The sequence below is a fragment of the Bacillus sp. GMs2/2 genome (assembly GCF_050172095.1).
GTDB lineage: Bacteria > Bacillota > Bacilli > Bacillales > Bacillaceae_G > Bacillus_A > Bacillus_A cereus.
Map to the genome: position 1 here is coordinate 1 of NZ_JBNLYE010000013.1, position 13,195 is coordinate 13,195.

Below are 13,195 nucleotides of genomic sequence, written 5' to 3' on the forward strand. Positions count from 1 at the left end.
CTTAGTCGCTCATTCGCGACTTCCTTATGTTAACATCTTCATTTTTCAATGTCAACTAAGTTTTTCAATTTCTTTTTTGTCGTTTTCTGCATTTCCGCATCAGCGACGGTTATTAATATATCATGCAGTATATACATGGTCAATACTTTTTATAAAAAAATTTCACATCCCGTTAAAAACTTAAAAACCGCTGTAAAAATCATTATAGCGTCCATTCATTCTTCATGGTCCCCCTCCTATTCATTTCATATCTTATCCCTTTATCAATTTACACGAGAGTGAAAATTCTAAATTTTATGTTATATTATTAGTATAGGAGCGTGGTGAGAATGAGCATTAAGTATTCAAACAAAATCAATAAAATCCGGACCTTTGCATTAAGTTTAGTATTTATCGGCCTCTTCATTGCATACTTAGGTGTCTTTTTCCGCGAAAACATTATTATTATGACAACGTTTATGATGGTTGGCTTTTTAGCTGTTATCGCTAGCACTGTCGTTTACTTTTGGATTGGTATGTTATCTACTAAGACTATCCAAATTATTTGCCCAAGCTGTGATAAGCCAACAAAAATGCTCGGCCGTGTCGATGCATGTATGCACTGCAATCAACCTTTAACACTAGATCGAGATCTAGAAGGAAAAGAATTTGATGAAAAGTATAATAAGAAGAGTTATAAATCATAAGTATCAAGGGAAATACGAATTTGCAACACTACAAACGTTTCAACTCATTAAAAAGTTGATTTCTTAAAAATCAACTTTTTAATTGTTTTATTAAATTTATTACACCTATTTTTTCGAAATAACAGTAAACATCCCTGTCATATTAGGCGAATAATCTTTAAAATCATATTTTTCGTAGAATGATGTTTTACCTTGCGACGCAAACAAACCAATGAATGCTTTATCTGGAGCATTCTGATTTAAGTATTCTACTAAAGTAATCATTATTTTCTTTCCAATACCATTCTTTTGATACTCTGGATGAACCACTATATCTTGAATATAGAAATAGATAGCCCCATCACCAACAATTCTCCCCATGCCGATGATTTGATTATTATCCTTGACTGTTATACAGTAAATCGAATTTTGAAGTGATATTTCCGCCACCTCAAAGTTCATATAGTTAGTCCATCCCACAGAATCACATAAATATTTATATTCTTCCAATGTTGGAATGTTATTTTTAATCTCATATTTCTTCAAAATGTCCCCTCCCAGAATTCATTTCCACCAATACAAAGTAAATTCGACAAACTTTTATCTAACCCTTCTTACTAACTTAGCACTGTAAATCCCGATTAGCCTCACTCTAATCCTTATATAATAAAGAAAGAGGCTGACGTATAGCCGTCAGCCTCTTTCTTTATTATATATTACGCCTTATGACACTCTGGACAAACGCCATAAATTTCTAAGCGATGACTATTGATAACGAAGCCTGTCGTTTTCGCAGCTTCCTCTTCCAGCTTTTCCAAGCCTCCATAAGGAAAATCAACAATCTTACCACATTTTTCGCAAATCACATGATAATGTTGACTTGTAACATAATCAAATCTACTTGAAGCGTCTCCATAAGTTAATTCCTTTACAAGTCCAACCTCTTTAAACACACGTAAGTTATTATAGACAGTTGCAACACTCATATTTGGAAACTTACCTTCTAATGCTTTATAAATATCATCCGCTGTTGGGTGCGTCATTGATTCCACAAGGTACTCTAAAATAGCATGACGCTGTGGAGTAATGCGTACACCCGTATTTTTCAGCATTTCTAGCGCTTCTTTTAATTCTTCTTTGACCACCGTCATGCACCCCGATTCTATACGGATTATTATTTTATAATTCTTATAAAGAGTGTACTCCTTTTCTTATAAATCGTCAATATTTCTACTATAAGTATGTAGTTTATTTTTATATTCAGGACTTGTTTTTATGTATCTTTCCCTTTTTTCTTCATATATTCCATAGAAAAAAGTGCGACATAATCGCACTTGGAATACTATCATCTGAGGAGGTATGCCCTACACTTCCACTTTATGTAAGGGAGTAAAATATGTATAGACACTTGCCTTGTTTCTGCATATTTTATCTCCAATGTAGATTTATTTTATATAAGAAAGAACATCCTCAATATGTCCTTTCACTTTCACTTTACGCCACTCTTTTACAAGTTCACCGTCTTTATTAATAAGGAATGTAGAACGCTCGATTCCCATATACTCTTTCCCAAAGTTCTTTTTTAACTTCCAAACATCGTATAACTCTGCTACTTTATGATCTTCATCTACTAAAAGTGTAAATGGCAATTCATGTTTCTCAATGAATTTCAAATGTCTATTCGCTGAATCAGGACTTACTCCAAGAATAACCGTATCCTTCTCTTGAAATACTCCATACGCATCACGAAAATCGCATGCTTCAGTTGTACATCCTGGCGTCATATCTTTCGGATAAAAATAGAGAACTACATTTTTACCGCGGAAATCAGCTAGGCGAACTTCTTCTCCGTTACTTCCCTCTAATGTGAATTCTGGTGCCATTTCTCCTACTGTAATCATAGTTATCACTCCTACTCTTTTCCTTTACTATAACAAATGCTTCCTTATTTTTCATTGTCTATTACAGACCTCATCACAAAAGCAAAAGGGAGTGTATATCCAATTAGCGCTTCTGCGATTGCAATCCATCGCCCAATTCCAATCGGAGATATGTCACCATATCCAACAGACAATAAAGTAACTGCGCTAAAATATAAACAAACTTCGACGAGTTGAAAAGAATGAGCGTTCAAACTTTCTCCGTCCTCTTTCAAAACTGCGAAACCCATTTCCTCTAATACAACGTAACTTAATCCAAATGCGATTAGTACTGTTGTATAGATTAAAAATAATGTGGCCAAATTATAGAGCGAAAAAAAACGCGTTGAATCCGAATAGGAACTCCATAATAATTGGACACTTTTCAAAATAGCGATTGCTGCAATTAATAGAATAAATCCCCATAACATGTCCTCCACCTCATTTTATATGTATGAGGTGGAGAACTGATTTATCCCTTAGAAACGAACAAGCTTCTATAATTAATTACCCGCGCCACGATACCTTTTTACCCCTTGGTTCCAGAGGGTGATTGCAATCGTAAAACAGATAATACCAACAATTGGCGTCGCAAATGCATAACTATTCCATTCTGTTTTTCTTAAAAAGTATGCTGCTGGATATACTCCAACAAACGCAAACGGTAAAACGAACGTTAAAATGAAACGAATTACACGATTATAAATATTAACAGGATAGCGCCCGTAATTACCTATGTTATACATAAGAGGCATAATTGAACTTTTCGCATCCGACCAAAAACCAAGGCTCGCCAACGTAACAAATATCCCTCCATATACAAGTGCTCCTCCTCCTACCATCAATATAAATAAGAAGAAATCATACCAGTAAAAAGATAATTGTAACTCCACAGCTGCATATCCCATTACAACAATCCCTGTAATAGCTCCAATTAAAGATTCAAGTTCCATTCTTTCTAATATAATTTGAAATAGGCTATGGATCGGTCGCGTTAATACACGATCCATCTCCCCTTTAATAATGTATCGATCATTAAAATCCCATATATTAAAGAAAGCTGAAAAGATGGCAAATGGTACTAAAAAGAAACCATAAATAAAGATTACCTCTTCTCGACTCCATCCCTTCAATGCTTGTGTATGCCCAAATACAACGAGAATAAATATTAAATTAACTGCTTGAAGCGATAAATCAGAAAGTAAACCAACGATAAAATCGCCTCGATACTCCAATTTCGTTTTTATATATTGACTTGCATATTGTAAAAATAAGTTTATATATAGCATCTCATCATCCCCCTTGTACAATTAGACGTTTTCTCGCCGTTCTCCACATGAGTACAATTGGAATAATAAGTACAATCGCCCAAATCACTTGAAATACTAAAGCCTCATACAACTTACTCCCCTGTATACCTTCAGAAAAAATCATACTTGGAATATAACTAATAGCCTGAAACGGTAAAAACATCATTGCTTTTTGGGCCCATAACGGATAAAAACTAATTGGTAATAATAGACCTGAAAATAAATCAATAACAACGCGTTTTGCATACATAATTCCACTATTATTAAATAGGAAAAACGTAAGCATTCCCGTCATTAAATTAATTTGTGTATTAATAATAAAGCTAAATATTAAAGATAAGAAGAAATATAACCAAGTTTGAAAATTCGTTGTAATTTGCAACGAAAATAATAACGTAACGATAACCATGCCTGGAATGGAAAAGAAGGCAAAACGGAATATTCCCTCGCCAAGACCTTGCATAACTTTCATTCCCAAATAGTTATACGGACGAATTAATTCTACAGCCACACGTCCTTCTTGAATCTCCATCGCAATTTCCCTATCTATATTATTAAAATAGAAGGCACGTGCCATCCACGCGATTGCGATATACGTGGTCATTTGCGAAATAGATAAACTTTCAATATTCTCTTTTCCGCTATAAATTGCTTGCCATAAAAAATAGTAAGCACCGATATTAATCGTATAAATTAAAATCCCGCTATAGTAATTTGTACGATACGCAAGCATCATTAAAAAGCGAATTCGAATCATTTCAATATACTTACCCATGCGTAATACCTTCTTCATAAATGTTACGAATAATTTCCTCTGTAGACACTTCGTTAATTTTTAAATCTTTAATTTGAAATGCTTGTACTACTTTAGAAATAAGCATTGAAATAATAACTTCTTCATTCGGAATTTTTGCAACCCATGCATTTTCCTCTTTCGCTTTCGACCAAACGACATGATTATCTGGCATAACCATTGATAAAGCCTGATAGGAAACTGGTGCAACAAACTGAAAGTGAATTTCCTTCTCTGCTCCCCACTGCGTACGAAGATTACTTAAAGAACCGTCATACATAATATTCCCTTCATCCAGCATGATAACGCGCTCACATAAAGCTTCAATATCAGTAATATCGTGTGTTGTTAATAAAATTGTTGTTTTATAACGTTCATTCATTTCTTTTAAAAATTCACGTATTTTCAATTTCACAAGTACATCTAACCCAATTGTTGGCTCATCTAAAAATAATAACGGTGGATTATGAATTAAGGCTGCCGCTAATTCACAACGCATCCTTTGACCAAGAGATAATTTTCGAACTGGTTTATCTAATAAAGGCCCTATATCTAACGTTTCAATTACGTGCTCCATATGCTCCTTATACTGAGCGTCTGATACACCGTACACTTTCTTTAATAAACGAAACGATTCTTGTACTGCAATATCCCACCAAAGTTGCGAACGCTGTCCAAAAACAACACCAATTGTTCTTACAAATTCTTCTCTTTGTTTATGTGGGTTCATTCCATTTACTGTGATTTGCCCTGATGTCGGAGTTAAAATCCCCGTAAGCATTTTAATTGTTGTTGATTTACCAGCACCGTTCTCACCGATATAACCAACCATTTCACCTTGCTTTACAGTAAAAGATACATCATTTACTGCTGGTACTATTTTATAATTACGATTTAATAAATCGCGAAATGCACCCTTTAAGCCCGGACGACTTGAATAGGCTGTAAACTCTTTACGTAACCCTTGTACCTCAATTACCGATTTCATAATCGGACCCCCCTCCTAAATGTCACAACGAATAGTTTACCCAACTGCCTTCGCTATCACAAACAATACGTCTTTTCAAAAAACATGTTAGAATAATACATAGATTTTTGTAAGGAGATGAATTGTAGTGAAATTCACAAAGTCAGAAGCATTACATAAAGAAGCTTTAGAGCATATCGTTGGCGGTGTTAATAGTCCTTCTCGTTCTTTTAAAGCAGTTGGCGGCGGCGCTCCTGTTGCTATGGAACGTGGGAAAGGCGCTTATTTCTGGGATGTAGACGGAAATAAATATATCGATTATTTAGCAGCATACGGTCCTATTATTACTGGACATGCTCATCCGCATATAACAAAAGCAATTACAACAGCTGCTGAAAATGGGGTACTTTATGGAACACCAACAGCGCTAGAGGTAAAATTCGCAAAAATGTTAAAAGAATCAATGCCTGCATTAGATAAAGTCCGTTTCGTAAACTCTGGTACAGAAGCAGTGATGACAACAATTCGTGTTGCTCGTGCTTATACAGGTCGCACAAAAATTATGAAATTCGCTGGTTGTTACCACGGTCATTCTGATTTAGTACTTGTGGCAGCTGGATCTGGTCCTTCTACTTTAGGAACTCCTGACTCAGCTGGCGTACCACAAAGTATTGCACAAGAAGTTATTACCGTTCCATTTAATAATGTAGAAACTTTAAAAGAGGCTTTAGATAAATGGGGTCATGAAGTAGCAGCTATCCTTGTAGAACCGATCGTTGGAAACTTCGGTATTGTAGAGCCTAAACCAGGATTCCTTGAAAAAGTGAATGAACTTGTTCACGAAGCTGGCGCACTAGTAATTTATGATGAAGTTATTACTGCTTTCCGCTTTATGTACGGTGGTGCTCAAGACTTACTTGGTGTGACACCTGACTTAACAGCGCTTGGTAAAGTTATTGGCGGCGGCTTACCAATCGGTGCTTACGGTGGTAAGAAAGAAATTATGGAACAAGTTGCTCCGCTTGGACCTGCATACCAAGCTGGTACAATGGCAGGAAACCCTGCTTCTATGGCATCAGGTATCGCTTGTCTAGAAGTGCTTCAACAAGAAGGGCTTTATGAGAGATTAGATGAACTTGGTGCAATGCTTGAAAAAGGAATTTTAGAGCAAGCAGCGAAACATAATATCGATATTACATTAAACCGTCTAAAAGGTGCTTTAACTGTATACTTCACAACAAATACAATTGAAGATTACGATGCCGCACAAGATACAGACGGTGAAATGTTCGGTAAATTCTTCAAGCTTATGCTTCAAGAAGGAGTTAACTTAGCACCTTCTAAATACGAGGCATGGTTCTTAACTACAGAACATACAAAAGAAGATATTGAATATACAATCGAAGCTGTCGGCAGAGCATTTGCTGCCCTAGCAGACAATAAATAGTCCAGTCATTAAAAGGAAAAAAGAAAGCTCACCTTTCTTTTTTCCTTTTTTCTATTTCATAAATTCCGTATTAATAGTATAATTATTCATAATTATCTGTTTTATATTCTTTTACAGCATTACTATCTCTGTGTACAAGGTGATTCGCACCTTAAATAGTAAGATTATTCTAACTTTTACAAGAGGGGGGATTGACGGATGCTCAATAAAAAAAATACATGGACACCGTCTTTATTTCGAGATTATAGAAATGCAGAACATGATGCGTGTGGAATCGTTTCCGTTATGGAGAAACGAAAAATTGCTACAAAAGAAAACATTGACCTTTGCATACAATCACTCGTCAAAATGAATCATAGAGCTGGTTTCATTAATGGTGAGGGCGATGGCATCGGCATTCACATTGATATACCAAAAACGCTTTGGAATGAAAAACTAAAAAGTAGCGGATATAATCCAACGATTGTGGATCATCCCCACTTTATCGTTGGACATTTTTTTCTAAATAAAAAAGAAGACATTACTGCCTTAAAAGATTATATTCGTACGCAATTAAACAACAAAAACTTTACTATCATTTTCGAAAGTGATGATGTAACAAACTCAGATGCACTCGGTCCACTTGGTAAACAAGAAGAACCTTTGTTTTGGCAAGTTGCCCTTATCGCAGAAAACGAAATTACAAATATTGAGCAAACATTATTTTCTGTCACAATAAAAATAGAGGAAAACGAAGCAATTCATGTTGCTTCATTAAGTCGTAATCATGTTGTATATAAAGTTCTAGGTGCTGGTGATACGCTTGTTGCCTACTATAATGATTTACAACATCCGCTTATCGCTTCAACTATGACATTAGGACATAACCGCTACTCTACTAATACATTATCTAATTTTTTTCGTGTACAACCATTTAGCATTCTCGGACATAATGGTGAAATTAACACAATTGCGAAATTACGCGATCAAGCTGAAATGATTGATGTACCACTTACTGCAGGAGGCAGTGACTCTCAAGATTTAAACCGCACCTTAGAAACCCTACTTGTTCAATACAACTACAGCTTATTTGAAGCAATGGAAATTCTATTCCCACCAATTATTAATGAAATTAAACTTTATGAAACACCTTTACAAGATTTATATACGTATATACGTGAAGCGTGGGGACATTTTGCCCAAGGACCAGCTGGCATCATTTCCCGTTTTAAAGATGAAGCTGTTTTCAGCGTTGATTCCCTTGGATTACGCCCAGTATGGAAAGTAGAGACAGAGAGCTCTTATATTTTCTCTTCTGAACCTGGAGTTGTATCACCAACTAAATATGTAGCAGAACCAAAACCACTCGCTCCTGGAGAAAAAGTCGGATTAAAATGGAATGAACAAGATGAACTTGTTCTTTATGAATATGACAAATATCAAATCCAAGTATATAACCGTTTTAAAAAGCGAATTGATACTACCAATTACCATTTAAATTTATCTATCCCTGAAACGAAAAAAATCCAAGGGCTATGTGATTCTGTTCAAGTTGAAACGAAACAATACGTCGCTTTCGGATGGGACCGAGAACATATTCAACTCCTTGAACAGATGGCAACAAAAGGCGTTGAGCCAATACGCTCACTTGGGCATGACTCACCACTTGCCGCACTTGATACTGATAGACGAAATATCGCTGACTTCATTAAAGAAAGTGTAGCTGTTGTTACAAACCCTGCAATTGACCGTGACCGTGAAATTGAACACTTCTCTACACGTACTGTACTTGGAGAGCGTCCAAGTTTATTAAGCGGCGCAAAACGGCCATTTGTAGTTGAAATGCTTTCACCAATTATTTTAGAAGGCAGCGTGGCACAACCTATTGCAGAGGAATTACACACAATTACGTACGAACAACTCATAGAGCTATTTAAAACTCATAACTCTATCGCCACAATCTCTGCTACATTCAGCTCGTCAGAAACTCTACAATGTGCATTAAGCCGCATTAGTTCTGAAGCGATAGCTGCTGTTAACAATGGTGCTTCCCTACTAGTATTAGATGACGCAAAAGCCCATCTAAATGAGCGATTGTGGATTGATCCACATTTAGTTACTGCTAAAGTACATCAAGCATTAAGTGAAAATAAATTACGCCGCAATTGTTCTCTCGTTATACGTTCTGGTGCCCTTCGCTCCTTACATGACATTGTCACGCTATATGGATTAGGAGCAGATGGTATTAATCCATATTTATTATTCGCGACTGTAAATGACGGAACAAAAACACCAATTACGAATCTGTATAATGCACTTAATAAAGGATTAGAAAAAGTCATTTCAACAATTGGAATTCATGAGTTACGTGGTTACGGACGTCTCTATTCATCTATTGGGTTACATGAAGAAATCGCAAATATATTACAGATTACAAATTTCTTCGGTTCAAATGATTTAGCTTTTTCACTTGAATCACTTGTTGAAGATGCAAAAATGCGAGCGGATGATTATAACAATCCTAAAATTAGAATGCGAAAATCATTTCATATATTCCCGCGAATTTGGAAAGCAATCGGCGATGTTGCAAAAGGAAATTCTTATGATGATTACCGTGACAAGTTAAGTGAACTAGAAGAGAATAATCCCATCGCAATCAGACACCTTGTTCAAACGAAACAAACAAAACATGTCGTTCCAACTGAAGAAGTATCTATCGGCATTAAAAACCATGATTTCCCATTTATTATTAGTTCTATGTCATTTGGTTCTCAAAACGAAATTGCCTTTCGCGCATATGCAGAAGCGGCCGATCAGCTAAATATGATTAGCTTGAACGGTGAAGGCGGCGAAATTAAAGATATGCTTGGAAAATATCCACATACACGTGGACAACAAGTGGCATCTGGGCGATTTGGAGTAAATGCCGAACTACTAAACTCATCGAACTTAATTGAAATCAAAATCGGTCAAGGCGCAAAGCCTGGGGAAGGTGGGCATTTACCTGGTTCAAAAGTAACAGCCAAAATCGCTGAAGCACGTAATGCGACAATTGGCTCAGATTTAATTTCACCTTCTAATAACCATGATATTTATTCAATTGAAGATTTAGCTCAAATGATTACAGAAATTAAAACAGCTAATCAACTTGCCAAAGTAGCCGTGAAAGTCCCTGTCGTTCCCAATATCGGAACAATTGCTGTCGGTATCGCCAAAGCTGGTGCTGATTTTATTAACATTAGCGGATTCGATGGCGGAACAGGTGCTGCACGTATTCACGCCTTGCAACATGTAGGTCTTCCTGTAGAAATTGGTGTTAAAGCCGCTCACAACGCTTTATTAGAAGCGAGCATGAGACATAAAGTAGAGATTTGGGCAGATGGTGGTATTCGAAGTGTAAATGACGCCTTGAAAATCATGCTCCTCGGAGCAAACCGTATTGGATTTGGCACACTATCAATGATTGCAATCGGTTGTACTACTTGCCGTGGGTGTCATCTAGATACTTGCCATGTCGGAATTGCGACACAAATTGAGTCTGAAGCACAAGCAAAAGAACATGGGTTACGCCGCTTCGTCCCACGCGAATTAGAAAGCGCAGTTACTGGCCTGCTAAATTTATTCACCTCTTTCGGTGTAGAACTAAAACGATTAACAGGACAGCTTGGGTATACAAATTTACAAGCAATTGTTGGGCATTCTGATTTATTAGAGCAAGTTCGAGGCGAAAATTTATTAAACTTACGTAATTTATTACAAATAATAGAACATCCATCTGTTACAACAACAGATGGCGTACCAGAAAAACAATTTAAGACAGTTCATTCCGCTGAATCAAAAGAATTAGTAGGCGTTGGTGTAGAGCAACGCGTTATGGGTGGTCTAGAATCATGTTATCGCGTTCGCAGTAAACTATATGAAGCTACTCAACTTGAACCACTTACATTAAAATATACGAATGGTTCTATTCCCGGAAATGGGTTAGGCGCTTACAATAGTGAAAATTTATTTATACACGTAAATGGCGGCGCACAAGATGGCATTGGTAAAACTTCCTTTGGTGGTGGGATTTATATAACGAAATCAAAAGGAAAAGACGGAGTATATTATAACGGTTCTGTCGGAAAAGGATTTGGATACGGTGCACAAAAAGGGGCACTATACGTGCAAGGGAACGCTGATGCTCGCGCTGGCATTCGCCTTTCTGGGGCAGACATGATAATTGGAGGTAGAATAACAAAACCACTCCGTGAAAAAGAGCAAGGAAATATAGGGGCATACTCCAATATTAAAGGTTTTGCTTTTGAATATATGACAAATGGGCGAGCGCTTGTTTTAGGTGACCCTGGTCCATGGATTTGCGCTGGCATGACTGGCGGTGTTGTTTATTTGCGTCATGATTCAAACTTAGGCCTAACAGAACAGGCCTTAAAAAGAAGAATTGCAAAAGGGGCAAATGTTACATTACAACCAATTAGTAAAAATGGTTTGAAAGATGTAACTGAATTATTGCTAGACTATATTCGTGTACTAAACGAACATGAGCAATATGAGGAAGTTGCTTTATTAACAGCATTATTAGATGATATACAGAACCAGTTTTTTGAGATTATCCCGAAAAAAGAACAGGCAGACCCATCTATCTCAACAGAGTAAAATGAGTAATTTTCATTATTAAGAAAAAATTGACGAAGTACGCTTCTCATAGTAATCTATAGTAACAATTTGAGACCTGCTGAAATTCAGCAGGTTTTTTTACTAAAAACTGATGTTTAAAAGGAATTAGGAAAAATTATAAAGTGAAACTTTAATTAGCCTACACCAATCGAGCGTTTACCGGCATCTAGCTTCTAATTTTTGAGGCAGGAATCTTACTACTCACAATTAGCGGGATAAAATGAACACTAATTTCTTTTAACGTCACTAAAATATCACTTGCTAACATATTGTAATGAATGTATAGTATCATGTTGTACATTCATTATGACAAGAGAAAGGATCTTATTAAGGGTATGAAACTTGGTGCTCGCATTTTAAAAACGGGTATTGCCATCACGTTAGCTTTATTTGCTTGTATTTTACTTCAATTACCGAGTCCGGTATTTGCGGGAATTTCAGCTATCTTTGCTGTTCAACCGTCTGTATACCGTTCTTATTTAACAGCACTTGAACAAATTCAAGCAAATGTAATTGGTGCGATATTTGCTATCGCATTTGCTACTGCTTTTGGACATAATCCTTTTATTATTGGATTAACATGTATATTAGTAATTGCTCTTACATTACAATTACGATTAGAAAACACAATATCAATTGCTTTAGTAACAGTTATCGCCATTATGGAGTATCAAGGCGAAGATTTCTTTAGTTTTGCCTTACTTCGATTTGCGACGATTATGATTGGTATTATTGCGGCTTCACTTGTAAATTTAGTATTTATGCCGCCAAAATATGAAACAAAACTTTATCATCGTATCGTTGATAATACAGAAGAAATTGTAAAATGGATTCGAATGAATAGCAGGCAGGCTTCTGATTTTACAACGCTAAAAACTGATATTGATCGTATGAAAGAAAAAATGATTAAACTAAATCATTACTATTTGCTGTATAAAGAAGAAAGAAGCTATACGAAAAAAGTAAAGTTCGCAAAAATTCGTAAGCTCGTTTTATTCAGACAAATGTTAGCGACAACAAGCCGTGCTTTAAGTACGTTAAAATCATTACACCGTACTGAAAATGAACTGCGCTATATGCCAGAAGAATTTCAGGAATCTATCCAAAACGAACTTGACTCATTAACGCATTATCATGAACAAGTTTTATTAAAATTTATTGGTAAAGCAAAAAAACAACAATCAGTTGAAATGCTTGATGAAGTTGAAACAGGTAAACAAGAATTAATTGATATCTTTATGGAATATCAAAATAAAGACGATGAAGAAGCATATAAAACATGGTTACATCTCTTCCCTCTTATTTCTTCCATCATTAACTATAGTGAAGAAGTAGAGCATTTAGATTTGCTTGTAGATAGCTTCTACACATATCATAAACCAGAAAAAGAACTCCAAATCGATGATAAAAAAGAAGACGAATAAAAAAACAGCTCCTT

11 protein-coding genes are annotated in these 13,195 nt (G+C 36.0%); 4 read left to right on the top strand and 7 right to left on the bottom strand.

The features are described 5' to 3' along the window. Positions 1-329 precede the first annotated feature (329 nt). Positions 330-686: a YgzB family protein gene (locus ACQGS6_RS03975; protein ID WP_000025058.1), complete on the top strand. Its 357-nt coding sequence runs from the start codon at positions 330-332 to the stop codon at positions 684-686. A gap of 105 nt (positions 687-791) precedes the next feature. On the opposite strand, the gene ACQGS6_RS03980 is transcribed toward ACQGS6_RS03975, so the two are convergent. The 7 genes from ACQGS6_RS03980 to ACQGS6_RS04010 all read right to left on the bottom strand — a co-directional run bounded on the left by ACQGS6_RS03980 (position 792) and on the right by ACQGS6_RS04010 (position 5,675). Continuing rightward, the gene (locus ACQGS6_RS03980; protein ID WP_426964889.1) at positions 792-1,211 is read right to left on the bottom strand and encodes a GNAT family N-acetyltransferase; all 420 of its coding nucleotides are present in this window, start codon (positions 1,209-1,211) and stop codon (positions 792-794) included. Positions 1,212-1,381: 170 nt separating this feature from the next. Beyond that, positions 1,382-1,810, bottom strand: coding sequence for a peroxide-responsive transcriptional repressor PerR (gene perR, locus ACQGS6_RS03985; RefSeq protein ID WP_000237829.1), 429 nt, complete (start codon positions 1,808-1,810; stop codon positions 1,382-1,384). Positions 1,811-2,110: 300 nt separating this feature from the next. Beyond that, positions 2,111-2,566 (bottom strand): thioredoxin-dependent thiol peroxidase, encoded by a 456-nt coding sequence (gene bcp, locus ACQGS6_RS03990; protein ID WP_000633710.1) that lies wholly within the window; start codon positions 2,564-2,566, stop codon positions 2,111-2,113. 44 nt (positions 2,567-2,610) lie between these two features. Then, positions 2,611-3,015: a potassium channel family protein gene (locus ACQGS6_RS03995; RefSeq protein WP_000964343.1), complete on the bottom strand. Its 405-nt coding sequence runs from the start codon at positions 3,013-3,015 to the stop codon at positions 2,611-2,613. Between the two features lie 72 nt (positions 3,016-3,087). Further along, entirely contained in the window at positions 3,088-3,873 is a 786-nt protein-coding gene (locus tag ACQGS6_RS04000; protein ID WP_000965772.1) for an ABC transporter permease, read from the bottom strand. A gap of 4 nt (positions 3,874-3,877) precedes the next feature. Then, positions 3,878-4,669 carry an ABC transporter permease gene (locus ACQGS6_RS04005; RefSeq protein ID WP_000521519.1) on the bottom strand — a complete coding sequence of 264 codons (792 nt, stop codon included), beginning with the start codon at positions 4,667-4,669 and terminating at the stop codon, positions 3,878-3,880. Then, positions 4,662-5,675, bottom strand: coding sequence for an ABC transporter ATP-binding protein (locus tag ACQGS6_RS04010; RefSeq protein WP_000843658.1), 1,014 nt, complete (start codon positions 5,673-5,675; stop codon positions 4,662-4,664). The genes ACQGS6_RS04005 and ACQGS6_RS04010 overlap by 8 nt, the downstream gene beginning before the upstream one ends. A gap of 127 nt (positions 5,676-5,802) precedes the next feature. Between ACQGS6_RS04010 and hemL the strand changes: the two genes are divergently transcribed. The 3 genes from hemL to ACQGS6_RS04025 all read left to right on the top strand — a co-directional run bounded on the left by hemL (position 5,803) and on the right by ACQGS6_RS04025 (position 13,181). After that, positions 5,803-7,101, top strand: a complete 1,299-nt coding sequence (hemL, locus tag ACQGS6_RS04015; RefSeq protein ID WP_426964890.1) for a glutamate-1-semialdehyde-2,1-aminomutase — start codon at positions 5,803-5,805, stop codon at positions 7,099-7,101. A 198-nt stretch (positions 7,102-7,299) separates the two neighbouring features. Beyond that, positions 7,300-11,736, top strand: coding sequence for a glutamate synthase-related protein (locus ACQGS6_RS04020; protein WP_426964891.1), 4,437 nt, complete (start codon positions 7,300-7,302; stop codon positions 11,734-11,736). A 356-nt stretch (positions 11,737-12,092) separates the two neighbouring features. Continuing rightward, the gene (locus ACQGS6_RS04025; RefSeq protein WP_000765787.1) at positions 12,093-13,181 is read left to right on the top strand and encodes an aromatic acid exporter family protein; all 1,089 of its coding nucleotides are present in this window, start codon (positions 12,093-12,095) and stop codon (positions 13,179-13,181) included. Positions 13,182-13,195 lie beyond the last annotated feature (14 nt).